This window comes from Arthrobacter sp. Y3224198 (assembly GCF_059090025.1).
Window position 1 is genome coordinate 1 of record NZ_JBNHFG010000009.1, and the last position, 25,747, is coordinate 25,747.

At 67.5% G+C, this 25,747-nt stretch carries 21 protein-coding genes and 1 tRNA gene; 10 read left to right on the top strand and 12 right to left on the bottom strand.

Annotated elements, in window-relative coordinates; translation table 11 throughout:
• Nucleotides 1-471 precede the first annotated feature (471 nt).
• Complete coding sequence (locus AC5RUF_RS06865) at nucleotides 472-705, top strand: LAVTG motif-containing sortase-dependent surface protein (RefSeq protein WP_494130080.1); 234 nt, start codon at nucleotides 472-474, stop codon at nucleotides 703-705.
• 27 nt (nucleotides 706-732) lie between these two features.
• Here AC5RUF_RS06865 and hrpA read toward each other — a convergent pair whose 3' ends face one another.
• On the bottom strand, nucleotides 733-4,653 hold the full coding sequence (gene hrpA / locus AC5RUF_RS06870; protein WP_494130081.1) for an ATP-dependent RNA helicase HrpA: 3,921 nt from the start codon (nucleotides 4,651-4,653) through the stop codon (nucleotides 733-735).
• Between the two features lie 35 nt (nucleotides 4,654-4,688).
• Entirely contained in the window at nucleotides 4,689-5,666 is a 978-nt protein-coding gene (locus AC5RUF_RS06875; protein WP_494130082.1) for a helix-turn-helix transcriptional regulator, read from the bottom strand.
• Nucleotides 5,667-5,851: 185 nt separating this feature from the next.
• Here AC5RUF_RS06875 and fabG point away from each other — a divergent pair, with 185 nt between their 5' ends.
• Complete coding sequence (fabG, locus tag AC5RUF_RS06880) at nucleotides 5,852-6,625, top strand: 3-oxoacyl-ACP reductase FabG (RefSeq protein ID WP_494130083.1); 774 nt, start codon at nucleotides 5,852-5,854, stop codon at nucleotides 6,623-6,625.
• A 2-nt stretch (nucleotides 6,626-6,627) separates the two neighbouring features.
• Nucleotides 6,628-7,080, top strand: a complete 453-nt coding sequence (locus tag AC5RUF_RS06885) for a MaoC family dehydratase (RefSeq protein WP_493998336.1) — start codon at nucleotides 6,628-6,630, stop codon at nucleotides 7,078-7,080.
• Nucleotides 7,081-7,139: 59 nt separating this feature from the next.
• On the opposite strand, the gene AC5RUF_RS06890 is transcribed toward AC5RUF_RS06885, so the two are convergent.
• From AC5RUF_RS06890 to AC5RUF_RS06915, 6 genes are all read right to left on the bottom strand, one after another.
• Nucleotides 7,140-8,423, bottom strand: a complete 1,284-nt coding sequence (locus AC5RUF_RS06890; protein WP_493998337.1) for an ABC transporter substrate-binding protein — start codon at nucleotides 8,421-8,423, stop codon at nucleotides 7,140-7,142.
• Entirely contained in the window at nucleotides 8,423-9,622 is a 1,200-nt protein-coding gene (locus tag AC5RUF_RS06895; RefSeq protein ID WP_494130084.1) for a branched-chain amino acid ABC transporter permease, read from the bottom strand. The genes AC5RUF_RS06890 and AC5RUF_RS06895 overlap by 1 nt, the downstream gene beginning before the upstream one ends.
• Complete coding sequence (locus AC5RUF_RS06900) at nucleotides 9,619-10,497, bottom strand: branched-chain amino acid ABC transporter permease (RefSeq protein ID WP_494130085.1); 879 nt, start codon at nucleotides 10,495-10,497, stop codon at nucleotides 9,619-9,621. The genes AC5RUF_RS06895 and AC5RUF_RS06900 overlap by 4 nt, the downstream gene beginning before the upstream one ends.
• Nucleotides 10,497-11,213, bottom strand: coding sequence for an ABC transporter ATP-binding protein (locus tag AC5RUF_RS06905; protein ID WP_494130086.1), 717 nt, complete (start codon nucleotides 11,211-11,213; stop codon nucleotides 10,497-10,499). Before AC5RUF_RS06905 ends, AC5RUF_RS06900 begins: the two co-directional genes overlap by 1 nt.
• Nucleotides 11,210-11,995 carry an ABC transporter ATP-binding protein gene (locus AC5RUF_RS06910; protein WP_493997378.1) on the bottom strand — a complete coding sequence of 262 codons (786 nt, stop codon included), beginning with the start codon at nucleotides 11,993-11,995 and terminating at the stop codon, nucleotides 11,210-11,212. Before AC5RUF_RS06910 ends, AC5RUF_RS06905 begins: the two co-directional genes overlap by 4 nt.
• 151 nt (nucleotides 11,996-12,146) lie before the next feature.
• Entirely contained in the window at nucleotides 12,147-12,725 is a 579-nt protein-coding gene (locus tag AC5RUF_RS06915; RefSeq protein WP_493997379.1) for a TetR/AcrR family transcriptional regulator, read from the bottom strand.
• A gap of 224 nt (nucleotides 12,726-12,949) precedes the next feature.
• Here AC5RUF_RS06915 and AC5RUF_RS06920 point away from each other — a divergent pair, with 224 nt between their 5' ends.
• The gene (locus tag AC5RUF_RS06920; RefSeq protein ID WP_494130087.1) at nucleotides 12,950-13,390 is read left to right on the top strand and encodes a DUF6176 family protein; all 441 of its coding nucleotides are present in this window, start codon (nucleotides 12,950-12,952) and stop codon (nucleotides 13,388-13,390) included.
• A 90-nt stretch (nucleotides 13,391-13,480) separates the two neighbouring features.
• Here the strand turns inward: AC5RUF_RS06920 and AC5RUF_RS06925 are convergent.
• A tRNA-Arg gene (locus tag AC5RUF_RS06925) sits at nucleotides 13,481-13,553 on the bottom strand.
• 279 nt (nucleotides 13,554-13,832) lie between these two features.
• Here AC5RUF_RS06925 and AC5RUF_RS06930 point away from each other — a divergent pair.
• Nucleotides 13,833-15,548, top strand: coding sequence for an HNH endonuclease signature motif containing protein (locus tag AC5RUF_RS06930; protein WP_494130088.1), 1,716 nt, complete (start codon nucleotides 13,833-13,835; stop codon nucleotides 15,546-15,548).
• A 169-nt stretch (nucleotides 15,549-15,717) separates the two neighbouring features.
• Here the strand turns inward: AC5RUF_RS06930 and AC5RUF_RS06935 are convergent, their stop codons facing one another.
• Genes AC5RUF_RS06935 through AC5RUF_RS06945 form a run of 3 tightly spaced genes read right to left on the bottom strand, consistent with a single transcriptional unit; the run spans nucleotide 15,718 to nucleotide 18,707 of the window.
• Nucleotides 15,718-17,322: an FAD-dependent oxidoreductase gene (locus AC5RUF_RS06935; RefSeq protein WP_494130089.1), complete on the bottom strand. Its 1,605-nt coding sequence runs from the start codon at nucleotides 17,320-17,322 to the stop codon at nucleotides 15,718-15,720.
• Entirely contained in the window at nucleotides 17,319-18,188 is an 870-nt protein-coding gene (locus tag AC5RUF_RS06940; protein ID WP_494130090.1) for an FAD:protein FMN transferase, read from the bottom strand. Before AC5RUF_RS06940 ends, AC5RUF_RS06935 begins: the two co-directional genes overlap by 4 nt.
• A 9-nt stretch (nucleotides 18,189-18,197) precedes the next feature.
• Nucleotides 18,198-18,707, bottom strand: coding sequence for an FMN-binding protein (locus tag AC5RUF_RS06945; RefSeq protein WP_494130091.1), 510 nt, complete (start codon nucleotides 18,705-18,707; stop codon nucleotides 18,198-18,200).
• Between the two features lie 165 nt (nucleotides 18,708-18,872).
• Between AC5RUF_RS06945 and argS the strand changes: the two genes are divergently transcribed.
• Genes argS through thrB form a run of 5 tightly spaced genes read left to right on the top strand, consistent with a single transcriptional unit; the run spans nucleotide 18,873 to nucleotide 25,403 of the window.
• On the top strand, nucleotides 18,873-20,522 hold the full coding sequence (gene argS / locus AC5RUF_RS06950; RefSeq protein WP_493998084.1) for an arginine--tRNA ligase: 1,650 nt from the start codon (nucleotides 18,873-18,875) through the stop codon (nucleotides 20,520-20,522).
• Between the two features lie 3 nt (nucleotides 20,523-20,525).
• Nucleotides 20,526-21,950: a diaminopimelate decarboxylase gene (gene lysA / locus AC5RUF_RS06955; protein ID WP_494130092.1), complete on the top strand. Its 1,425-nt coding sequence runs from the start codon at nucleotides 20,526-20,528 to the stop codon at nucleotides 21,948-21,950.
• Nucleotides 21,951-21,975: 25 nt separating this feature from the next.
• Nucleotides 21,976-23,268: a homoserine dehydrogenase gene (locus AC5RUF_RS06960; protein ID WP_494130093.1), complete on the top strand. Its 1,293-nt coding sequence runs from the start codon at nucleotides 21,976-21,978 to the stop codon at nucleotides 23,266-23,268.
• Between the two features lie 3 nt (nucleotides 23,269-23,271).
• Nucleotides 23,272-24,399, top strand: coding sequence for a threonine synthase (gene thrC / locus AC5RUF_RS06965; RefSeq protein ID WP_494130094.1), 1,128 nt, complete (start codon nucleotides 23,272-23,274; stop codon nucleotides 24,397-24,399).
• Nucleotides 24,400-24,413: 14 nt separating this feature from the next.
• The gene (gene thrB, locus AC5RUF_RS06970; protein WP_493998179.1) at nucleotides 24,414-25,403 is read left to right on the top strand and encodes a homoserine kinase; all 990 of its coding nucleotides are present in this window, start codon (nucleotides 24,414-24,416) and stop codon (nucleotides 25,401-25,403) included.
• Nucleotides 25,404-25,747: the final 344 nt, after the last annotated feature.

The window sequence follows — 25,747 nt, forward strand, 5'->3', positions numbered from 1 at the left end:
GAGCCGAGTGACCCGCCGACTGATCCGGTGGAGCCGAGTGACCCGCCGACTGATCCGGTGGAGCCGAGTGACCCGCCGACTGATCCGGTGGAGCCGAGTGACCCGCCGACTGATCCGGTGGAGCCGACCGACCCGCCAGATGTCTGCCCGGCATTGCCGCCCACAGATACACCGGATTACCCGACGCACCCGTCGGACCCGACAGATCAGCCGACGAGTTCTCCGACGGGTTCGCCTACGGATGGGCCTTCGGATCAGCCGACGCACCCGTCGGACCCGACAGATCAGCCGACGGGTTCTCCGACGGGTTCGCCTTCGGACGGGCCCACCGCGTCGCCTTCGGATCAGCCGACAGCCAGCCCGTCGAGCCAGCCCACGGATGCCCCTGTTGATACCCCGTCCGACACCCCGTCAGCCGGTTCGCCAGGGCTGCCCGGGGATACGCTGCTGGAGTTACCGCCTGCACCGCCGATGGCACCACCCGCCGGAACGGGCAACGTCATTCCGCCGGCAGTCACGGGTACGGTTCCTGGAACGACAGTTCCCGGGTCAGGAACGCGTGTGCTGGCAGACCCTGCCCCGAGTAATCCTGCGTCCGGACTGGCCTCGACCGGTGCCGAAGGCACGTGGGTGGCGGCAGCGGCTTCCCTCGTCCTAGTTGTGGGAGCCGCGTTGCTGCTGGCAGCCCGCCGAAGGGAGAGCTAGGCACAAGGGGTACCCGAACGAGGTGCGCTAGGCCGGGGCCAGTGCCGAGTTCAGCGCGGTCCGGATCCGTTTCTCCGAAACGGACCGGGCCGTGCCCAGTTCCTGGGCAAAGAAGCTGATCCGCAGCTCTTCGATCATCCAACGGACCTCGGCGAGTTCCGGAGGAGTGCCGCGGCCGGGCGCCAGCGCCGCCACGGCGTCGTCGTACTCATCCTCGAGGCGCTGGACCACTGCCATGCTCAGCCCGTCGCGCTGCACGTTGCCCGGGAGCTTTTCCAGGCGCCGTTCAATGCCGGCCAGATAGCGGGGCAGATGCATCAGCTGTGCGTAGCCGGTCCGGGCCACGAATCCCGGGTAGACGAGGTTGTCCAGCTGGGACCGGATGTCATTGAGCGCGCTGATCAGTGCCAGTGACGTGGTGCCCTTCAGCGCCTTGGTGATCCGCCGGGTGCTGGAGAGGATCTTTTCCACGATGGCGGTCACCGTAAACACCGTATCGATGAGCTCGGCCCGCACCGTTTCATAGAGGGCATCAAACTCGGCCCGGGACCAGGGGAGCGCCTCGGGTGTGAGCTTGTCGACGGCGGCCAGGGTGCAGTCCTCGATCAGCGCCGCAACGCTGCCGTGCGGGTTCTGGCTGAAGGTCAGCTTCTCGGTGTTGCTCAGGTGCTCCAGCACATACTTGGCGGGGCTGGGCACCCGGAGCACCAGCAGCCGGATCACGCCGGCGCGCATGGCCGCCTGCTGTTCGCCGGGGCTCTGGAAGATCCGCACGCCTGCCGTGCTGCCTTCGTCCACCAGTGCCGGGTAGCCGGTCACGGTGTGCCCCGCGACCAGCCGCTGCACCTGCTTCTCCAAGGTGCCAACGCTCCACTCCGTGAGCCCGGTCTGTTCCGCCACGGAGGAACCGGCGTCGGGCTTGCCGTCGCGCACACCGGATTGCGTGCCGTTGCCGTTGCCGTTGCCCTTGCCGTTGGTCTTGGCCGGCTTAGCCGGACGGACGGTCGACGGCGTGGCGCCCAGCGACTCGGCGATGGCCCGGCGGGTAGCCGGTGCCAGGGACTCCTGCAGGGCGGCCAGGTCCTTGCCCTCGTCCAGTACGCGGCCGGCGGAATCCACCACGGTGAACGTCATGCGCAGATGGTCCGGCACCGCGTTCCAGTTCCAGGAACCGGGCGGAATGATCGAGCCCTTGAGCCGGCGCAGCACCAGTTCAAGCGAGGGTTCCAGCTCATCCGTTGCCGGGTCGAAGTCCGCGGCCAGGGCTGCGGCAGCCGAACGGGCGACGTCGGGCGCCGGAACAAAGTTCTTCCGGATGGCCTTGGGCAGGGACTTGATCAGGGCAGTGATGAGTTCGGCACGCAGGCCCGGGATCTGCCAGGTGAACGGCCCGGGGGCGAGCTGGTTCAGGAACAGCACGGGTACTTCCACGGTCACGCCGTCGTTGGCTCCGGTCACACCCGGCGTGAACTCATAGGTCAGCGGAAGCTCGAAGGAGCCGTAGAAGAAGGACTTCGGGAAGTCGTCCTCATCCAGGCCGGCGGCGTCGTCGGTGCGCAGGGCATCCGGATCGAAGTCCAGCAGGGCGGGGTTCTCATGCCGTGCGTGTTTCCACCACTTGTCGAAGTGCCGCTCGGAGACGACGTCGGGACCCACACGCTCGTCGTAGAACTCGAAGAGCGTCTCGTCGTCCACGCGCAGGCCGCGGCGCCGGACCCGGTTTTCGAGTTCCTCCACCTCGGCCAGCAGAGCCTGGTTCCGGTGGAAGAACTTGTGGTGCGTGCGCCAGTCACCCTCCACCAGGGCATGCCGGATGAACATTTCCCGCGAGAGCGCCGGATCGATCCGGCCGTAGTTGATGCTCCGCTGCGGAACCACCGGGACGCCGTAAAGCGTGACCTTCTCATAGGCCATGACCGCCCCGCGGCTCTTGGACCAGTGCGGTTCGCTGTAGGTCCGCTTGACCAGGTGCGGGGCCACTTCCTCCGCCCAGAGCGGATCAAAGGATGCCGCCACCCGGGCCCAGAGGCGGGAGGTCTCCACCAGCTCGGCGGCCATCACCCAGTCGGGGGACTTCTTGAACAGCGCCGAGCCGGGGAACACGGCAAACCGGGTACCGCGCGCGCCGGCGTATTCGCGCTTGCGCTGGTCGTAGAGTCCGATATGGCTGAGCAGGCCGGACAGCAGCGACATGTGGATTTCCTTATGCCGCCCCACCGGGTCCACCGGATCCGGGGAGAGGGTGATGCCCAGCGGCTTGGCCAGCTGGCGCAGCTGGGCAAACAGGTCCTGCCATTCACGGATGCGCAGGAAGTTCAGGAACTCGTTTTTGCACAGCCGGCGGAAAGCCGAGGAGGAGAGCTCCTTCTGCTTTTCCTGGATATAACGCCACAGGTTCAGGTAGCCGGTGAAGTCGGATTTCTCGTCCACAAAGCGCTTGTGCATTTCCGCGGCCTTCTGCGCGCGGGCCGGGTCATCCTTGGACGGGCGTTCACGCGGGTCCTGGATGGTCAGTGCCGCGGTGAGCACCATGACCTCCTTGGCGCAGCCGCGGTTGCCGGCTTCCACGATCATCCGGCCCAGCCGCGGATCAACCGGCAGCTGGGAGAGCTTGCGGCCCACCGGGGTGATGCCGCCCTTGGGGTGCAGGGCGCCGAGCTCGCGCAGGAGGACGGCGCCGTCGTTGACGGCCTTGGAGTCCGGGGGCTGCACAAACGGGAAGTCCGCCACGTCCTTGGGGCCCTTGGCCACACCCATGGCCGCCATCTGCAGGATCACGGCGGCGAGGTTGGTGCGCAGGATCTCCGGGTCGGTGAACTCGGGACGGGACTCGAAGTCCTCCTGCGAGTACAGGCGGATGGCGATGCCGTCCGAGACGCGGCCGCAGCGTCCCGAGCGCTGGTTGGCGGAGGCCTGGGAAATCCGTTCGATCGGCAGCCGCTGGACCTTGGTGCGGTGGGAGTAGCGGGAGATGCGGGCCGTGCCGGTATCAATGACGTACTTGATGCCGGGGACGGTCAGCGACGTTTCGGCCACGTTGGTGGCCAGCACGATCCGGCGGTTCCGGCCGGGGGAGAAGACCTTGTGCTGCTCGGCCAGGGAGAGCCGGGCGTAGAGCGGCAGGATCTCGGTGTTGGCCAGCCGGGGGTTGCGCGCAACGGAGGAACGCAGCGCATCTGCCGCGTCGCGGATTTCGCGCTCGCCGGAGAAGAACACCAGGACGTCGCCGGGTGCCTCGCGGGACAGCTCGTCCACGGCGTCGCAGACCGCGTCCACCGGGTCGCGGTCCTCTTCGAGCTCGTCGTCGGGGCCGTCGTCGTCGCTGCCGCCGTCCGCGGGCTGGTTCAGCGGCCGGTACCGGATCTCCACGGGGAAGGTGCGCCCGGAGACCTCGATGATGGGCGCCGGTGTGCCGTCCAAGGCAAAGTGTTCGGCGAAACGCTGCGGATCGATGGTGGCCGAGGTGATGATCAGCTTCAGGTCCGGGCGTTCGGGCAGCAGCCGGCGCAGGTAGCCCAGGATGAAGTCGATGTTGAGGCTGCGTTCGTGGGCCTCGTCAATGATGATGGTGCTGTATTTCTTCAGCTTCGGATCGTGCTGGATTTCGGCCAGCAGGATGCCGTCGGTCATCAGCTTGACCTTGGTTTTGCGGCTGGTCTCCCCGGTGAAGCGGACCTGGAAACCCACTTCGTCACCGATGTCGACGCCGAGCTCGGAGGCAATCCGTTCCGCCACGGTGCGGGCGGCGAGCCGGCGGGGCTGGGTATGCCCGATCAGGCCCTTTTCCGCCAGGCCCAGCTCCAGGCACATTTTCGGGATCTGGGTGGTCTTGCCGGAGCCGGTTTCACCGGCAATGACGGTGACCTGGTTGGCCGCGATGGCAGCCATGATGTCTTCGCGGCGCTCCGAAACAGGCAGGAGCTCGGGATAGGAAATTGTCAGTGCCATGATTGCCACCAGTCTAGTGGCTTGGCCCGGCACCCTTACGGAGATTCCGCCGTGGGCGGGATTTGGACGGCACGCTGCAGCAGTGACACGGCCCGAAGGGCACGGTCACGCATTTCCGGCGGTTCCAGGATTTCGAACGGCACACCCCACGCAGTCAGGTTGATCAGGGGCAGGTCAAGGGAGTCCCAGCCGCCGCGCACGATGGTGTGCCCCGGTCCGTCGGCGGTGAGGCTTGCCACGTCCGGCGGTACCCGCTCGGCCACGGTCTCCAACGGCGCGGCCAGGCGCACCACCACCGTGTAGCGGTAGGGGTTGCGGGTGATCGATTCCTGCACGTAGGCGGCCAGATCGCGGGCCGGCAGCGGGCGTGGCGTGAACCGCTCGCGCGGGGAGGGTGTGCTGCCGCAGCGGTCCACCCGGAAGGTCCGCCAGTCGCAGCGTTCAAGGTCCCAGGCCACTGCATACCAGCGCCGTCCGGTGCTCACCAGCCGGTAAGGCTCCACCAATCTGCGCGCCGAGCCGCCGTCGGCCCCGGTATACCGGAAGCTCAGGACCCGGCGTTCGGTGATGCCCGCGGAGAATGCCGTGAGGATGCCCGGATCCACCCCGCCCGGGGGGCCGGAGAGGGTGGAGACGGATTGGCGCAGGGCGGAGAACTTGGGGCGGAGCCGGCCCGGGAGTACCTGCTCAAGCTTCGCGAGGGCGCGCACCGACGCCTCGCCGATGCCGGTCACGGGCCCGGCGGCCACTGCCGTGAGTCCCAGGGCGACGGCGAGCGCCTCGTCGTCGTCGAGCAGCAACGGCGGCAGCTGGGCACCGGCGCCCAGCTGGTAACCCCCGGCAATGCCCGGGGACGCCGAGATGGGATAGCCCAACGTCCGGAGCTTGCCGATATCCCGGCGCACCGTGCGTTCGGTGATGGACAGCCGCTCCGCCAGTGCTGCTCCGGTCCATTCGCGGCGCAGCTGCAGCAGGGAGAGCAGCTGCAGCAGCCGCGCGGAAGTTTCCAACATGGACATCAAGGTACGCCGGGATCAGGTCAAGAGCTGTCCTGATTTGTAACCTCCTACCCGTTGCGGTGCATACCGGCTGGTCGGTATTGTCGGCTCCACGATTGAGACACCCGTCACGTTCGTCCGTCCGGCGCCTTCCTGCCAACATGCACCAACGCGCGGGAGGGCGGAGCCAAAGGAGAGCCATGCCTGAAACACCAGTTCCCTCCACCCGCCGCATAGCCGTAGTCACCGGAGCAGGACGCGGCATCGGCGCCGCGGTCGCCTCCCGGCTCGCCGCGGACGGCAATGCCGTTGCCGTCATCGACCTGCGCGAGGAGGACACCGCCCGGACCGTGGACGCGATCCGCGAAGCCGGGGGAGAAGCGCTCGGCGTCGGTGCCGACGTGTCCGATGCCGCCGCCGTCGAGCAGGCAGTTTCGCGGATCGCCGGGGAGCTGGGCGCCCCCACCATCCTGGTGAACAACGCCGGCATCCTGCGGGACAACCTGCTGTTCAAGATGAGCGAGACGGACTGGGACGCCGTGATGGGCGTGCACCTGCGCGGCGCCTTCCTGATGAGCCGGGCCGTGCAGGCACACCAGGTAAAGGCGGAATGGGGGCGGATCATCAACCTTTCCTCCACTTCGGCGCTGGGCAACCGCGGGCAGGCGAACTACGCCGCGGCCAAGGCGGGCATCCAGGGCTTCACGAAAACCCTTGCCATTGAGCTCGGCCGCTACAACGTAACTGTCAATGCCATTGCCCCGGGTTTCATCGAAACCGACATGACCCGGGCCACGGCAGAGCGCGTGGGGGTGCCGTTCGAGGACTTCGTGGCGCACGCCGCGAAGGACATTCCGGTGGGCCGGGCAGGCACGCCGGCGGACATTGCCGCGGCGGCGTCCTTCTTCGCCCGTGAAGAGGCCTCGTTTGTCTCCGGCCAGGTGCTGTACGTCGCCGGCGGACCGAAGGACTAGCGGTGGCACAGTTCGGTTCCGTGGAGGAACTCGCCGCTGCCGTGGGGCAGGTTGAAACCAGCGACTGGATCACCATCGACCAGGAGCGCGTGAACCTGTTTGCCGATGCCACCGATGACCACCAGTGGATCCACGTTGATCCGGAGCGTGCGGCGCACGGCCCTTTTGGCGGCACCATTGCCCACGGCTACCTGAGCCTGGCGCTGCTCCCGGCGCTCGCCTCCGGACGCTTCCGGGTGGATGGCATGGTGATGGGCATCAACTACGGGCTCGACAAGGTCCGTTTCCCGCACCCGGTCCCGGTGGGCAGCCGGGTCCGGGCACACTCTGAGATCGTGTCGGTGGAAGAGGTGGCCCAGGGGGTGCGGGTGAAGCTTCTCGTTACGGTCGAGATCGACGGCGTGGACAAGCCGGCGGCAGTGGCCGAGTCGATCTCGCTGTACGTGATGCAGTAGCCGGCAGGCACAGGAAAGGAGGGCCCCGGCGGGGCCCTCCTTCTTTGTACCTGCTGCCTTTATTCCGGCATGCCGTTGGCGGGCATGGCGGCCCGTTCCTCCGTGTATTCCTGCACCTCGTCGCCGGTGACCACGTACGGGTTGCCGAAGTAGGCCTGGACGCCGTTGTCCACCCGGGTCAGCATGGCACCGGTGTAGCCGCGGTGGCTGTCCTCGCCGAAGCCCAGTGGCGTGTGGCCGTTGCCGGTGACGTTGCCGGACTCAAGGGCCTCCATCAGGGATTCGCGGGTGGGGTTCTCGCCCGCCTCCTTCAGCGCCTCGACGAACAGGTAGCCGATGGACATCCCGAAGATGGTGTTGCCGTCAAACGGGGCTCCGGCGTTGTATTCCTCGTTGATTTCCCGGAACTTCGTGGTCCATTCGTCCTCCGTGTCGGAGTAGGCAGGCAGGTAGTTGGCGCTGACGAAGCCCTGGAGCAGCTTGTTGGTGTTTTCGCCCAGGTAACCGGAGAGGGTGTTGAAGTCTCCGCCGGCCGAGGAAGCCATCCACTGCGGGAAGTAGCCGAGCTTCGCTGCCGTGCCCACGGCCTGGGCGCTGTAACCGTTGATGGTGGCCAGGAAGTTCACCTCGCAGCCGGACTCCTTCATGGAGCTGATCTGCGCGGCGACGTCCGTGTTGGAGGTGGAGTACACCTGTGCATCGGCCAGCGCATCCGCGCCCAGGACCGCTTCCAGCCCGGCCTTGAACTCCTCGCCGAAATCGTCGTCCTGGCCGAAGAAGCAATAGGTCTTGTCCGGGAATTCCTCCTGCGCGTAGGTGGCCAGGATGCGGGATTCGGTGGGGTAGTCCACCATGAAGCCGTAGGTGTAGGGGTAGTCCTCCGGCTGGTTCCAGGTGGGGGAGCCGGAGGCCACAAAGAGGTCGGGGACCTCGTTGTCGTTCACGAAGTCAAGCACCGCGCTGTGCGGCGGGGTGCCGAGGCCTCCGACCAGGGCGAAGACCTCGTCCTGGAGCACCATTTCCCGCACCACGGACTGGGTGTTGGCCGGGTTGTAGCCGTCGTCCTTGACGATGTACTCAATGGTGCGGCCGTTGACCCCGCCGTTGGCATTGACGTAGTCGAAGTACGCCTTGGTGGCGGGGGAAATGGTGGAGTAGCCGGCTGCCGCCGGTCCGGTGAGTGGCTGGTGCGTGCCTACGGTGACGGTGGTATCCGTGATGCCGGGGACGTCTTCGGCGGCCGCCGCGTCGCCGTCACCGTCCGCGTTTGCGGAACAGGCGGAGAGGGCAAGGGCAGCGGCGGCGAGGACGGCCACGCCCATCGGGAGCTTGGAACTAGTCATCATTGACCTTTCTGGGTTGCGGGTAGTTGCCCTGGCTCGCGCCGGGCGGACAGCCGGGGTGGTGTTGGTGCGGTTGCGGGTGCAGTGGATTCAGGTTCGTCGGATTCGTCGGGTTCGTCGGGTTCGGAGGCGGCGGTTTCGGTGCGGCCTGGTTCGGTACGGCCCGCGCCGGCGGGTCCGGATGCGCGCAACCGGGCCGCGCGGTACCGGAGCCGGACCAGCAGGCCGTGGATTCCCTGGGGTGCCAGCAAGACCACGAGAACCAGGACCAGTCCGAACACGGCCACCGCGAGGTTCCCGTCCAGCCGCTGGGCGAGGTCGGTGGACAGCGGCAGCCGGGCGGTGGCGGTGCTGATGAGATGTGGCAGGGCCACCAGCAGCACCGCACCCCAGACGGCGCCGGCCAGCGAGCCGATACCGCCCACCACGGCCGCCATCAGCAGGAACAGTGAGAACACCAGCGAGTATGCGCCGGGGCTGGCGCTCTGCGTGGTGTAGGCCAGCAGTCCGCCGCCCATGCCTGCCGCGGCCGAGCTGATGACAAAGGCCGCCACCTTGGTCCGGGCGGGATGGATCCCGGCCAGGGCTGCGGCCACGGGGTTGTCCCGTACCGCACGCAGTTCACGGCCAAAGCGTCCGTGGAGCAGGTTCGCGAGTACCGCCATGACGGCAACGGCGCAGACGACGGCGAGCCACGCCTGCCAGGCTTCGGTGGACACGGTGCCGCGCAGGGCGGCAGGGCGTTTCTCCACGGTGATCCACAGTCCCTGATCGCCGCCGAGCACCGGGGAAAATGTGCTGGTGACGGCGGGAAGAGCCACTACCAGAGCCATGGTGAAGCCGGCCAGATACGGGCCGTGCAACCGTCCGGCGGCCAGACCGATCACCAGACCCAGCACGGCAGCACCGATCACAGCCGCTGCGAGCGGGAGAAGGAGCAGCAGCGGGCCCTCCACGCCGGCGTCGGACAGCGCGTTGGCGCTGAGCGCGTAGGAGTAGGCGCCGGCGGCCATCAGCGCGGCCTGTCCCAGTGACAGCTGCCCGCCGGCGCCGGTCAGCAGTGTCAGGCCGGCGATGCCGCACAGGTAGGCGCAGGCGGTGGCCAGCTGGTAGGAGGTGAAGGAGGGGATCAGGAAGGTGAGCCCGATCAGGAGGACGGCTGTGCCGGCCGCGAGCAGGTATCGCTTGGGGACGCTCATACGGTCCGCTCCTTGGTCAGTGAGAAGATCCCGCCCGGGCGGACCAGCAGCACCGCCAGCAGCAGGAGGAGGATGGCTATGGGAGCCAGGGTGGCCCCGAGGTACCCGGTGACCCAGCTGAGCAGGACACCCACGGCCAGGCCGCCGATCACCGCGCCGGCCGGGGAGTCGAGGCCGCCGATGACCGCAACTGTGAAGGCGTACACAAACACGGCGTCCGCTGCGTGCGGGTTCAGGCCCAGTTCGGTGGGGATCACCAGCAGTGCCGCGAGGGCTCCCAGCGCCGAGGACATGGCCCAGCCGAGGGTGAGCATCCGCGAGGTCCGCACCCCCAGCAGCCGGGCCAGTTCCGGCGCAAAGGCCGAGGCACGCAGCCGCAGGCCCAGCGGCGTTTTCGTGAAGAGCAGGACCAGGCCGCCCACCAGTACCGCGATGCAGGCAAACACAAAGAGGTCATAGGAGGAGACAGCGGTGATCCCGAAGATTTCCACCGGGTTGGAGCTGAAGGGCGTGACCATGGTCCGGTAGCTGTTCCCGAAGATCATGCCCAGGACCGCTTGGATCACCAGGAGCAGGCCGAGCCCGGCAATAACGGGATTCAGGGCCGAGGAACTTCCCACATGGCGCATCACGCCCCGCTCCACGAGGGCCCCGATCAGGAAGCCGGCGGCGAGGGCCGCAGCCAGCCCCGCCCAGTAGTTGCCGGTCAGGGCGGTGACGCTGAAGGCGATGTAGGTGGCTGCGACGGCCATGGCGCCTTGGGCGAAGTTCACGATCCGTGCGGCGCGCCAAATCAGGACCAGGGAGAGCGCGAAGGCGGCCAGGACGGCACCCCGGGCGAGCCCGTCAAAGGTGAGGAAAAGGAATCTGTCCATTAGAACCCCAGGTAGGTGTGGCGGAGGTCGGTGTCCGAGGCCAGTTCAGCGGCGGGACGGGAGGCGACGATGCGGCCGAGATTGAGGACAACGCCGTGGTCTGCGACGGCCAGGGCGCTGCGGACGTTCTGTTCGATCAGCAGCACGGTCAGTCCGGTCTCATCGCGCAGCCGCCGGAGCATGCCCATGATCTGCGCGGTGACCTTGGGGGCCAGGCCGAGGGACGGTTCATCCAGGAGCAGGAGCGAAGGTGCAGCCATCAGTGCCCGGCCGAGGGCGAGCATCTGGCGCTCGCCGCCGGAGAGCTGGTGGCCTGCTGCCTTCCGCCGCCTGGCGAGGGGTTCGAACAGTCCGTACACCTCGTCCAGGACAGCGGCGGCAGCCTTGCGGTCGCTCCGCCACAGCCCGCCCAGGCGGAGGTTCTCCTCCACGGTGAGTTCGGTGATGACGCCGCGGCCTTCGGGAACCAGTGCGACGCCGTGGCGCACCATGGCTTCCACCGGGACACGGGCCAGATCGGCACCGTCCTTGCGGATGCTTCCCGCGGAGGGGCGCAGCTGGCCGGTGATCGTGCGCAGCAACGTGGTCTTTCCGGCACCGTTGGCGCCCACGACGGCGGTGATGGAGCCTTCCGGCACGTCGAGGTCGACGTCGTGAAGCACCGGGACGGTACCGTAGCCGGCGCTCACGCCGGTGAGGGCCAGGCCGCCGCTCATGCGACCTCAACTCCCAGGTAGGCATCCGCCACGGCCGGGTCGGCGCCGATCTCTGCCGGGGTTCCTTCGGCAATCAGCCGCCCGAAGTCGAGGACGGCTATGCGGTTGCTGACCTCCATCACCAGGTCCACGTGATGTTCCACCAGCACCACGGAGCACCCGTCCGCGGGCAGGGTGCGGATGAGTGCCGCGAGTTCGGCAATGTCCTCGTGGCCCAGTCCGCCGGCCGGCTCATCGAGCAGCAGCAGGCGGGGTTTGGCCACCAGGGCACGGGCCAGGGCCACCTTCTTGCGGATGCCGTAGGGCAGGGTGTCCGGCAGCGCTGCGGAATAGCGGGCGACGTCGAGTGCATCCAGCGCTTCGAGGGCCCGTGCGGCCGTCCTTGCCTCGTGCCGGACGGAGCCGGGCGTGGCCAGCAGGTCCAGTCCGCGGCGGGAGCCCGCGGCCAGGCCGGTCATGACGTTCTGCAGGACGGTCAGCCCGGGAAACAGGCCCAGTCCCTGCAGGGTCCGGGACACCCCGTGCCGGGTGAGTTGGTGCGGGCGCGGTGTGAAGGTCCTGCCGTCCAGCTCCAGGACGCCTTCGGTGGGTGGGAAAACACCACAGATGACGTTGAAAAGGGTGGTTTTCCCGGCGCCGTTGGGACCCATGACCCCAACGATTCCTCCTGCCGGGACGTCCAGGGACACCGAGTCGAGGGCCGTGAGCCCGCCGAATCGAACCGTGATGCCGTTGAGTCGGAGCCGTGGTAGTTCCGACCGGTCGGTATGTTGCTCCTGCATGAGTACTCCATCGTTCTCAGCTCTTACCTTGCGTGCTTGGGTGGCGCGTGTCTTGCGGTAGTGAGGAGGTGCGGTGGTGCTGGAGGTGCTGTGTTCCGGTGGTGCTGGATCTTGCGGTCTTGCGGTCTTGCAGCGTGCGGCCTGGGCCGGGTTACCTCGGCTTGAGGCCTGCCAGGTAGAGCTCGGTCAGCTGGCTGGCAGCCTGTTCGCGGCTGATCGCCCCGCCTGGCGAGTACCAGTAGGAGAGGTAATGGGGGTCGGAGAAGAAGTGTGCGGCGAGGACCGTGATGGGCATATCGGTGCGGAAGTCGCCGTCGTGCTGGCCGCGGACCAGGATGGCGGTGAAGGCGTCGTTGTATTCGCGCCGCCGTCGTTTCACTTCCTCGAGCCGCTCGTTGCTGAGCATGTGCTGGGACCGGAAAAAGACCGAGCCTTCGCGGATCCAATCGATCGAGGTGCGGATGAGGTCTTCGCAGACGAGGCGCATGGTTTCGGCGGCCGGCAGGTTTCGGCCGATGATCTCGGTCAGGTGCTGGTGCTGCAGGGTCAGGATGCGGTCATAGATGTCGAAGAGCAGGTCATCCTTGGAATTGAAGTAGTGATAAAGGGCGCCCTTGGTCACTCCGGCTGCATCGACGATCTGCTGGACACTGGTCTTCGCGTACCCCTGCCGCGCGAAAAGCTCCACGGAGGTCCGTGCGAGTTCTTCCTTGATGTTCATGGTTTTCATGCGGCGGGGTCCGGGCTTCTCGCGTTGGTGCAGGGTCCAGGCGGTCTGTCTCCAGAACCGACCGGTTGGTATGTGCGAACACCATAACCCGGAAAGTCCGATTACGGACAAGGTTTCCGGAAAAACTTTTCGGCTTTGGTCCCGTGGGTGTGCCCGGCGGTCCGGATCGGGCTGCGGCGCGTTCTTCCCCGTGCCCGCAGGCGGGCTGGCCTAGGATTGCGGCCATGCCCGCCTCTCAATCCATTCCCTTCCGTCCTGCACCCTCCGGCTTTCCCGGCTGGCCCATGCCGTCCTCTGTGCCGCCCGGGCTGCGGATGGAATTGAGCCGGGCACGCCTGCTGGATGGCAGGGAGGCATCCTTTGATGACTGGATGACCATGCTGCACCGGCGCTACGACGAATGTCTGGCCACCCTCGAGCGGGAGCTCATGGCAGTGGAAGCGACGTTCCTGAACCAGGAAGCCGACGGATCCTGGTGGATGTACCAATTTCAGCTATTGGGGGAGGAGAGCCCCGGGCTCATTCCGGACAATCCTCTGGACCAGACGCACCTTGAATACGCGATGAAAACGAAGCATGCCGGGTGGGAAGAACTCCAGCCCAGGTTCTTCCTCTGCCCGCCGGAGGTGCAGGACGCCATTAGCAAGGCCGGTGGGGCGGGGTAATCCTGGCCGTAATCCTGGCCGTGATTTTGGCCGGAACACAGAAGAACCCCGCAACCGGTGGCTGCGGGGTTCTTCTGTGTTGTCTCAAAGTGCCCTCGATAGGATTCGAACCTACGGCCTGTTGCTCCGGAGGCAACCGCTCTATCCCCTGAGCTACGAGGGCAAGGACACCGGTAAACCGGACGTCCTGTGGGACTCAAGAAGCTTAGCAGGTTTCCGCCGGTGCAGGAAAACCCTGCGTCCTTCGGGGACAGGCCGGACGCCCTGCGGATTCAGACGTGCAGTGCACGCAGCGGTGTTCCAACAGTGGATTGTGTTCGACACGGCCCTCAAATGCGGGCAGGTAGTTAGCTCCTAAAGACGGGTAAATGAGGTTTCAATGCGCCCGTTTTTGGCCTGTTTTCGGGCCGGAAATGTCGGTGGCGGATGAAATTCTGAGGTCATGGACCAGCTCGGGAACACCGAACGGATAACCGAAAAGGCAGACGACGACGCCGGCAGTGGGGGCGTTGGGGGAGGGGCGTACCTCGGTGGCTTGCCCGCCGACGCCTGCACCCGGGCGGTGTTCCGAGCCTCGGTAAGTGCGGCTTCAGACGGCGACGGCGGAAGGGCGCCTGCCGCCGATGCCGCTAAACCGGCAGCAAACGGACCTGCCAACGACTGCGGAACGGTTACAGGCCCGGAGACGGACGCTGGTTTCGCCGACGGGTTCACCGGGACCCTGGCCCTGCAGAACCCGGAATCCTTCGACGAGCGGACTGCAGGCGAAGCCCTGGGACGGGTCGCGCACCTGATCGCCTGGGCCCAGGCCCAGCAGGCCCGCCTGATGCACCGGATGGACACGATCTTCCGGGAAGGCTTCATCGTTGCAGGTGGACCGGGCGAAGCAGGCGGACCGGCTGAAGCAGGGGAAGCAGGCGAGCCGGGGACCGCAGGCCGACGTGTCGAGGTGGACCCCGGACTGGCGTTCAGCCTCGCGGCCGCCGAATGCGCCACCATCCTGACCATTCCGCACATGACCAGCCAGCGGATGCTGGACGAAGCCACCCGCCTCTGCACCACCCATAGCGCCACCCTCGCCGGCCTGGAGGATGGACGGTTCTCCTACCCGCACGCCCAAGTCGTGCTCGACCAGTGTGACAACATCCCGCCCACCCGGCTCCCGGAATTCGAAACGGAACTGCTGGCCGCCGTACCAGGGCAGACCCGGGCCCAGTTCGCCGTACGGGCCCGCCGGCTGCGGGAGAAAACGTATCCCGAAACCGTCAGCAAACGGCATCTGAGCGCGTTCGATAAACGCCGGGTGACCCTGGACCGGGAAGAGGACGGCATGTCCTGCCTGTCCGCACATTTACGTGCGGCCGAGGCCCAGCAGATTTACACCGCCCTGGGCAACGCTGCGCGCGGAGAACAGGCCCAGGGGGATTCCCGCACGGCGGATCAGTTGCGGGCGGACGTCCTGGCCCAATTGCTGATGGGCGGCCTCAGCGGCGGGGCGGGCCGGAGCCCAAGCGCGGGTGGTGCAGGCGCCGGAAGACCGGCCGCTGATGCCTTTGACGATCCCGCCGGCGCGGTGCCGCGGGCGGAGATCATGGTGCTGATCAACGCCGAAACCCTCTTCGGTGCCAGCGACCAGCCGGCCGAGCTGCACGGCTACGGTCCCGTCAGCGCCGAGGAAGCCCGCCGCCTGGCCCGAAACGCACTCGGCTGGACCGGACTGGCCCTGGATCCGGAAACGGGGGAGATCCTCGGGGTCGGGCGGCGGCGGAAAGTCCCGGCCGGACTGCGCCGCTGGTTGCGGGCACGGGACGGGACCTGCCGGTTTCCCGGCTGCCGGGTCAGCACCGCAAGTGCGGACATCGACCACACAGAAGACTGGGCAACCGACGGACCCACGGACCACGGGAACCTGGCACATCTGTGTCGGCGGCATCACCGGTTCAAAACCCTGGGGTACTGGAAGGCCCGCCAACCGGTGCCGGGAGTGCTCGAATGGACCTCGCCCACCGGCCGGGTCTACCGGACCGAACCCTTCCTGGAACTAGGCCAGGACCACGACCCCGGACAGGATCATAGAGGGACCGACCATGCCCATGCAGCTGCCCACCCAGGTAATGGATCGACCGGGGCGCCAATAGTCGAGGATCCGCCATTCTGAGAGTGCACCCTTCTGAAAGTGCGCAGCACGGTGCCCGTGATGGTTGATGGTGCCTGGTGCCTGGTGCCTGGTGCCTGGTGCCTGGTGCCTGGTGCCCGGTCCCAGGTCCCCGTGCCCGGGTCCCCTGTGCTCGTTCTCAGCAGCGTCAGCCACGCAGGCAGACCACAGGCTAATACCCGAGGAACGGATCCGTCCGGATGCGCCGGCCGCCGGCCTCTCGGACTGCTTTTCGGGCAGCAGCCACAGCCTGGGGTGACCCCGAAACGTACACCGCCCGTGCCGCAACATCCGGAACCTCGCGCTTAAGCACTGCAGCGTCCGGAAGCCGGGGACCGAGCCACGTCCATCCGGCAACACCGGGATCGGTCGGGGTGCAGGCCAGCACCCGAACGCCCAGCCCTTGCAGCTCCTCCGCATAGGCAAGCTCCGCCGTATCGGCCGCCGCATAGACCAGCACAATGTTCCGGTCGGTCCCGTTGGACCGTTCCCTGCCGGACGATCCGGTCGCTCCGCTGTCAGTTCCGGCTCCACTGCCCGCGCTTCCGACGCCACTTTCGCCACGCACCTGCCGCAACTGGCTGATGAACGGCGTGATGCCGATGCCGGACGCGACCATCAGCACAGGCTTTCCCGGGTTTTTCGGCAGCAGGAAGTCACCGGCTACGGCTGTGGCAGTCACCTCTGCACCGGGGCGCATCTTCAGCAGTGCCTTCTTGAAGCTGCTGCCGCCCTCCGCGGCCACACGCAGGCCCACTGCCACGCTTCCACGGTTATCCGGCGCTGTGGTGAGGCTGAAGATCCGCCGGGATCCGCGCGAATCCGGCTCAAAGTGCGGCACCGAGAGTTCCACGTACTGCCCGGCACGGAACCGGACCGGACGCGACGGCTCGAACACCAGCTCCCGCGCAGTAGGCGTGAGCTCGCGGTTTTCCCGCAGCCGCAGCTGCACCGCACCTCGCTGTCCCAGCGCAAACGCGATGGCGTTTCCCACCAGCAGTGCGAGCTCCGGCGACATGGCTACCGGTCCCAAGGACAGCGGCACCGCAAACAGGACGCCCACGACGACGGCCTCCGCCAGCCGCTGGCTGCGCAACGGCGGCAAGGTCAGCGGTTCGGTGAGCATGAATCCGGCCAGGAACACCAGCGGATACGACCCCGCCATCGTTGTCAGCGCGTATGCAGCAGATTCCCCTTCGGCCATAAAGCGGACCAGGATGATCACTGCCGCGGTCAGGGCAAACACCCCTGCCATCGGCAGCAGGCGGTTCCGGTAGAGGATCAGCAGCGACGCCGGCAGCACGGCCACAAGCATCCACGGCGTGGCGACCCACCACACTGCTCCGCCCAACCCGGTAACTGCCACCACAAAGGCACCCACCGCCGCCGGGTTGAAGATGTGCCGGCGGCGGAAAGCCAAAAGGTATTTGGACGCCGTGGCCGCAGCACCGGCGAGCGCCACCGTGCCGAGCTGCATGCCCTCCGTGCCGGGCCAGAACAGGAAGAACAGCAGCAGGCCGGTGATGATCGACGAGTCGGTCTGCGGACGGGTGCGCAACAGCAGCCCGGCCACCCGGCTCGTGATGAGCGTGCTGGCCACGGCTGTCAGCACCGTGGCACCCAGCTGTGCCGGCGTGTAGAACAGCAGGCCGGCAAAGGAGAGCACAAAGGACCAGGCCACACAGGCCAGCAGCAGCCACACGGTCAGCCGGTACATGGTCCAACGGCCCAGGAACGTGCCCAGGGTGCGTGGAACGGCAGGTGCATTGACGCTCATGAAAACAGGACTCCAGCCATTGCAGGGGAATAGTCGGCCCGGCCGTCGGTAAACATCCGGACATAGTCAAAGTCGAACCCGGCCGCCAGTTCCTGCGGCCCGGCAAAAAAGAGTGCGGTGGCGAGTCCGTCCGCGGTCATGGCATCCGCAGCCAGGACCCAGGTCGCCGCCACTGCGTCCACGGGCGCCCCGGTCCGGGCGTCCAGGACGTGATGCAGCCCGTCGCCCCAGCGCCGCCGGTTCACGGCCGAGGCACACAGGGCCCCGTCGGCCAGGGACAGGATCCCGACGGCACGCGACGGGTCGTACGGATGCTCCAAAGCCACCCGCAGGGGAGCGGTGCCGGCATGGCGCATATCGGAACCGGCATCCACCGTGTACTCCCGGTGGCCCGCAGACTCCAGCACACCGCAGACGAGGTCCACCAACTGACCCTTGCCGGCGGCACCGATATCGAACGTCACCGGAACCGGGGTGGAGACCTTGATTCCGGAACCGGATTCCTCCCACGCGACGGTTCCGGCCCAGTCGGCGGCAGCCACCGGGGCGCCGGACGCCGCAAAGCTGTAGGCGGCGTCGTACCCCAACACCTCGAGGGAACGGCCGACCAGGGGATTCACGGCGCCGCCGGTCACCCGGTTCAGGACATCAAAAAGCCGCAGCAGCGGGGCGGCAGAGGCGGGAAGCTCAAAGCTGCCCGCCTCCCGGGCCATGGCCGCCACCGTGGAATCGGTGCGGAACCGCGAATAGGTCCGGTCGTAGTCCGCGACGGTGCGGGACACCTCGGCCCGGACGGAGGGCTCCAAGGGCTCGGCCGTGGACAGCGTCCACACGGTGCCGATCGCCTCGAAGTCCAGGGTATGCACGGGCAGGACCTAGGATTCCGCCACGGAACGGATGGCATCCAGTGCCCGGTTGAAGCCCTGGCTGGTCAGTGAGGACCCGGCCACCTTGTGGACATCCAGTTCGTCAAGGTTCTTGCCCACCACCTGCTCCTGCACGCCGGAGGTGAACTCGCGCTGGTACTGCTTGGACGTGGGGTTCTTCTGGGACGTTTCCACCTCGAGCTCGGTGACCACGTTGTTTTCCAGCCGCAGCGTCACATCCACGTCTTCCGAGGTGCCCGACGGCGGAATGTAGCTTCCGGTCCCGGAGTACTCGCCGTCGGCGTACTTTCCGGAGGCGGCAGATCCGGAATCAGCAGATCCGGAGGCCCCGGCATCGGACGGGACGGGGGACTGGGCGGGGGCGTCGCTGGTGGCAGTGGACGGACCCGCAGGTGCTTCCACGGCGGTGTCGGCCTCCTCGCCCGCGGCACATCCTGCCGCGGAGAGCAGGGACAGGCCGGCGGCGGCACACAGCAGGGACTTGCTCGCTCGGTTCACGGTTCTCCTCGTTGGTGGGGTTCCCCGGATGGGAATCTCTGCAATGGTCAAGCACAGACGCTTCCCCTTCATTACATCGCATCATGGCGGCGCGGGTTGAGCCCGCACAGGGTAAGGCCCGTCATAGTCAACGGGGGCAGCGCCGCACCCGGCTATGCTTAACCGGTGACTCCTGAAGAACTTTCCTCCGCCGTAACCGCCTGCCTCCAAGCCGCCATCGATGCCGGTGACTTCAGCATCGAACTGCCCGGGGAGGTGCGTGTGGAGCGCCCGAAGAACCGGGACCACGGTGACTGGGCCACCAACATCGCCCTGCAGCTCTCCAAGCAGGCCGGTATGAACCCGCGCGAGTTCGCCGGAATCCTCAAGAGCCGCCTGGAGCAGATCGACGGCGTGGCCAAGGTGGACATTGCAGGGCCGGGCTTCCTGAACATCACCCTTGATGCAGGCGCGGCGGGCGAACTCGCCAAGGCAATCGTGGAGGCCGGTCCTGCCTACGGCACCTCCGACAACCTCAAGGGCACGCGGATCAACCTGGAGTTCGTCTCCGCCAACCCCACCGGCCCCATCCACCTCGGCGGCACCCGCTGGGCCGCCGTCGGCGATGCGCTGGCACGCGTGTTCGAGTCGCAGGGCGCAGATGTCACCCGCGAGTACTACTTCAATGACCACGGCGCACAGATCGACCGCTTCGCCCGGTCCCTGCTGGCCTCCGCCAAGGGCGAGCCCGCTCCCGAGGACGGCTACGCCGGCGCCTACATCACGGACATCGCCAACCGCGTGCTGGCCGCCGAACCGAACATCACCGAACTGCCCGATGCCGAGGCACAGGAACGCTTCCGTGCTGTGGGCGTTGACTTTATGTTCGGCGACATCAAGGAATCCCTGCACAACTTCGGCGTGGACTTCGACGTCTACTTCCACGAGGATTCCCTGCATGAAAACGGCCAGGTGGACAAGCTGCTGGAGCAGCTCAAGGGCTCCGGGAACCTGTACGAAAAGGACGGCGCCTGGTGGCTGAACTCATCCGAGTTCGGTGATGACAAGGACCGCGTGGTCATCAAGTCGGACGGCAACGCCGCCTACATTGCCGGCGATATTGCCTACATCCAGAACAAGCGCGAACGCGGCTTCGACCTGAACATCTACATGCTCGGCGCCGACCACCACGGCTACGTCGCCCGGCTGAAGGCGGCGGCCGCCGCGCTGGGACATGACCCCGAGTGCGTTGAGGTGCTGATCGGCCAGATGGTCAACCTGGTCAAGGACGGCAAGCCGGTCCGCATGTCCAAGCGCGCCGGCACCGTGGTCACCCTCGAAGACCTGGTGGACGCCGTGGGCGTTGACGCTGCCCGCTACACGCTGGCCCGCTTCTCCGCGGACTCCAATATCGACGTGGACCTGGACCTGCTGACCAAGCGCAGCAACGAAAACCCGGTGTTCTACGTCCAGTATGCCCATGCCCGCACCCACGCCCTGGCGCGCAACGCCGAGGCCGCCGGCGTGGACGATTCCGCTTTCGACGCCTCGCTGCTGAGCCATCCGACCGAGAGCGCCCTGCTCGCCGCCCTCGGCCAGTACCCCGGCGTCGTTGCCCAGGCCAGCGCGTTCCGCGAACCGCACCGTGTGGCCCGCCACCTGGAAGTCATCGCCGGCACCTACCACCGCTGGTATGACGCCTGCCGCATTGCGCCGCAGGGGGACGAGGAAATCACCGACACCAACCGCACCCGGCTGTGGCTGAACCTTGCCGCACGCCAGGTCCTGGCCAACGGCCTGGACCTGCTGGGAGTCTCCGCACCCGAACGGATGTAATTCATGACTGCTTCACCCCTGGCCCCCGCGTGGCTGAGCCACCCGGAGGATGTTAATGCACTGCGCCCGCAGATGTGGGCGCGCGACGTCGCACGGGGAGAGGGCGGGGAGCTGGAAATCTCCGGTATCCCGGTCAGCCGGATCGCGGGGGACTTCGGCACCCCGGTCTTCGTGATGTCCGAAGACGACTTCCGGGCCCGGGCCCGGGACTTCAAGGACTCGTTCGACGCCGCCTTTGCCGGCCTGTGCGGGGGAGTGGACGTCTACTACGCGGGCAAGTCCTTCCTCTGCACCGAGGTGGCCCGCTGGGTCTCCTCCGAGGGGCTGCGCCTGGACACCTGCTCCGGCGGCGAACTGGCCGTAGCGCGGCGCGCCGGGCTGCAGGGCAGCCAGCTGGGCCTGCACGGCAACAACAAGTCCGTGGCCGAGTTGGAGCGCGCGCTGGACATGGAACTGGGCCGGATCGTGGTGGACAGCCTGGGCGAGCTCGAACTGCTCGGAAACCTGGCGGCCGCCCGCGGGGTGCGCGCCAACGTGATGCTGCGCCTGACCCCCGGCGTCCACGCCTCCACGCACGAATTCATTGCCACCGCACACGAGGACCAGAAGTTCGGGCTCTCCATGGTCGGCGATCCGGCACTCAACGGGCAGTCCCCGGCGATGGCCGCCGTGGAAAACGCCCTGAAGCACGACGGCGTGAACCTGGTGGGCGTGCACTGCCACATCGGCTCGCAGATCTTCGAGTCCGCCGGATTCGAACTGGCCGCCCGCCGGCTGCTCGGCTTCCTGTCCGAGGTGAAGGAAGGCTACGGCGTCGAACTGGCCGAACTGGATCTGGGCGGCGGCTACGGCATCGCCTACACCGAGGCCGACGCCCCGCGCCCGCCCGCTGAGATCGCCAACGCCATGGCCGCCGTCGTCGGCAGCACCTGCGCCGAGCTGGGCCTGGCGGTGCCGCGGATCTCCATCGAACCGGGCCGCGCCATTGTCGGTCCGAGCACGTTCACGCTGTACCGCGCCGGCACCACCAAGACCGTCCGGGTGGACACGCCCGACGGCGGCACCTCCCCGCGGCGCTACGTCAGCGTGGACGGCGGCATGAGCGACAACGCGCGTCCGGTGCTGTACGGCGCGGACTACTCCGCCGTCCTGGCCTCCCGCAGCTCCGATCATGACGCGGTTATGTCGCGCGTGGTTGGCAAACACTGCGAAAGCGGGGACATAGTGGTCCGGGACGTCTACCTGCCTTCAGACGTTGCCGCCTCGGACCTGCTGGCCGTTCCCGGCACGGGTGCCTACTGCTGGGTGCTCTCCAGCAACTACAACTACATTCCCCGCCCGCCCGTTGTCGCCGTGCGCAACGGCACTGCCCGGCTGATCGTCCGCGGCGAAACCGAAGACGACCTGTTGGCACGGGACGTTTCCTAACCGTTTAGAGGAGTTGGCACGCACCATGAAGACCCTGAAAGTGGCCCTGCTGGGCTGCGGAAACGTGGGATCGCAGGTCGCCCGGATTCTCATCGATGACGCCGCAGACCTCACCGCCCGCCTGGGCGCCCGGCTGGAGCTGAGCGGGATCGCCGTCCGCAACCCGGACGCACCGCGGGACGTTGACCTGCCGGCCGGCCTGTTCACCACGGACGCGGAGGCCCTTGTGGCGGACGCGGACATCGTGATCGAGCTGATGGGCGGCATTGAGCCGGCCCGCACCCTGATCCTGCACGCCCTCGGATCCGGCGCCGCCGTGGTGACCGGCAACAAGGCCCTGCTCGCTGCCGACGGCGCCGCGCTGTACGAAAAGGCCGACGCCGCCGGCGTCCAGCTCTCCTACGAGGCGGCCGTGGCCGGCGCCATTCCGATCCTGCGGCCCATCCGCGACAGCCTCTCCGGAGACCGGATCACCAAGGTGATGGGCATCGTCAACGGCACCACCAACTACATCCTGGACGCCATGGACTCCACCGGCGCGCAGTTTGCGGACGCCCTGGCCGAGGCACAGCGCCTGGGCTACGCGGAAGCGGACCCCACCGCCGACGTCGAGGGACACGACGCCGCGGCCAAGGGCGCCATCCTCGCCTCCCTGGCCTTCCACACCGGCTTCAACCTGGACTCGGTGTCCTGCGAGGGCATCAGCTCCGTGACGGCCGAGGACATCAGCGCCGCACAGGATGCAGGCTTTGTCATCAAGCTGCTGGCCATTGCGGAAAAGTTCGACGGCGACGACGGCGAAGGCGTCAGCGTGCGGGTGCACCCCACCCTGCTGCCGCGCCGGCACCCGCTGGCCGCCGTGCACGGGGCGTTCAACGCCGTCTTCGTGGAAGCCGAAAACGCCGGTGAACTGATGTTCTACGGCCAGGGCGCCGGCGGTGCCCCCACGGCTTCCGCCGTGATGGGCGACGTGGTCACGGCGGCCCGCCGGCTGGTCCTGGGCGGCCCGGTGCCCGCCGGCCGTCCCAGCGGACAGCTGCCGGCCCTGCCGCTGGAGAAGGTCACCACCAGCTACTCCATCGGACTGGAGGTGGCGGACCAGCCCGGCGTGCTGGCCGCCGTTGCGAGGGTGTTCTCCGAACACGGCGTATCCATCGAGACCATGCGCCAGACCATCCACGGGGAAGGCGCCAGCGCCGAGCTGCGCTTCGTCACGCACCGTGCCACCGAGGCCGCCCTGGCGGCCACCGTCGAGGCCATCAGGGACCTCGACGTCATCAAGAACATCAAATCCGTCCTGCGGGTAGAAGGAGTCTGAGCCGTGGCTCACCAATGGCGCGGCGTTATCCGCGAATACGCAGACCGCCTGCCGGTCACCGACAGCACCGAGATCATCAGCCTTGGCGAAGGCGGCACCCCGCTGGTCCGGGCTAAGGCCCTGTCCGAGCTGACCGGTTCAACGGTCTACCTCAAGGTCGAAGGCATGAACCCCACGGGCTCCTTCAAGGACCGCGGCATGACCATGGCCATGACCGCTGCTGTGGAATCCGGGGCGAAGGCCGTGGTCTGCGCCTCCACCGGCAATACCAGCGCCTCGGCTGCCGCCTACGCCACGCAGGCGGGCATCACCTGTGCCGTGCTGGTGCCGGACGGCAAGATCTCCATGGGCAAGCTCAGCCAGGCCATTGCCCACGGCGCCCAGCTGCTGCAGGTCCGCGGCAACTTCGACAACTGCCTCGAGGTGGCCCGCAAGCTGGCCGAGGCCTACCCGGTGTTCCTGGTGAACTCCGTGAATCCGGCACGTATCGAGGGCCAGAAGACCGCCTCCTTCGAGGTGGTGGACGCCCTCGGCGACGCCCCGGACTACCACCTGCTGCCCGTCGGCAACGCCGGGAACATCACCGCCTACTGGAAGGGCTACCAGGAGTACTCCCGTCCCTGGACCAACCTGGCGGGCGAGGAACTGGCACCGGTGGCCACCAAGACCCCGCGCATGTGGGGATTCCAGGCCGAAGGCGCGTCCCCGCTGGTCAAGGGACACCCGGTCACGGATCCCGATACGATCGCCACCGCCATCCGGATCGGCAACCCCGCCTCCTGGGACGCGGCGATTGCTGCCCGCGACGAGTCCGGCGGCCTGATCGAAGCCGTTACGGACGAGGAAATCCTGGCGGCACACCGCTGGCTCTCCTCCCGGGAGGGCGTTTTCGTGGAGCCGGCCTCTGCCGCAGGCGTGGCCGGTCTGCTCAAGAAGCACGCCGCCGGGGAGGTGCCGGCAGGCAAGACCATTGTCATCACGGTTACCGGCCACGGGCTCAAGGACCCGCAGTGGGCCCTGCGCACCGCGGACGGCTCCGACGTCGAACCCACCAAGGTGGACTTCGACGTCGTCAGCGTGGCCGCCGCGCTGGGGTTGGAAGCGGCAGCACCTGCCGCAACCGGAAAGTAGGCCGTCCCGTGCAGATGGATCTGCCCGGCGCGCAGCTTGCCGGCTCCCGGTCCGCTCCGGCCCTCATCCAGGCCGGCCAGGACGTGAGCGTGCACGTGCCGGCAACCAGCGCCAACCTCGGGCCCGGCTTCGATTCCCTCGGCCTTGCTCTGGACCTTCATGACAGCATCCGGGTCCGGACCTCCGGGGAGGAGGGCCTGCTGGTCGAGGTGGCCGGAGAAGGTGCCGGCAGCGTACCGCTGGACGGCTCGCACCTGGTGGTGCGGACGCTGGTCTCCACGCTGGCCGCCGCCGGTTACGGCGCTGCCGGACTGCATCTGAGCGCAGTGAACGCCATCCCGCACGGCCGCGGGCTGGGCTCCTCGGCCTCGGCCATTGTGTCCGGTGTGCTTGCAGCCAATGCCCTGCTTCCCCAGGAGGCCAAGTTGGACGGCGCCGCCCTGCTGGACCGCTGCTCGGCGCTTGAAGGCCACCCTGACAACGTGGCTCCGGCGCTGGCCGGCGGCCTCGCCATCTCGTGGGAAACCGGCGGCACTTTCCGTTCCGTGCAGGCCTCCGTGCATCCCGGGATTGTGCCCGTCGTGGCGGTTCCCTCCACCGAGCTGTCCACCGAGAGCGCCCGGGGGCTGCTGCCGGCCACGGTTCCGCACCGCACTGCGGCGGCCAACTCCGGCCGGGCAGCCTTGCTGGTCCATGCCCTGGCCAATGATCCCTCGCTGCTGCCCGACGGCACGAAGGATGAACTGCACCAGGTGTTCCGGGCGCCGGCCATGCTTCCCAGCGCCGAACTCATGACCGCCCTGCGTGCGGCCGGGTTCGCGGCAGTCATCTCGGGGGCCGGACCTACCGTCCTGTGCCTTGCCGACGGCGACGCCGCGGCGAGGGAGGCGGAGAACCTGATGGCAGAACACCTGCGGGCCGCAGGAACCGCCGAAAACTGGCGTGTTCTCCGTCTTGGCGTTCAGCGAGATGGTGCTAGAGTGGAAGTGCACCAGCGGTACTAACCGTTCTTGTGCTTCCACCGGCACGGCCGTCCAGCAGGATTCAGTTTGGATTTCCATCTGGAGATTCGACTTTGTTGGGCCGCCCCGGGCTTTCGTTGAAAACACTTTGCCGCCGTCAGGTGCAGTCGCACCGGTCACCGGCGATTATGTTGATTCAATCGTCTGACCGGCGGAGGCACAGTCTTCGGTGTAGCCTTCATCCGGAACCGCCAAGAAGCGGCGCGTCCCACTGAATGCCGCGTGTTCGGCAGCAAAGCTGGCCAAACTCCGCGTGGATTCTTCTTACAAGGCACCCAGCAGATTCGCCCTTCTCCGGCCCGTGCCGGAAGCAGGCGAACCCTGGC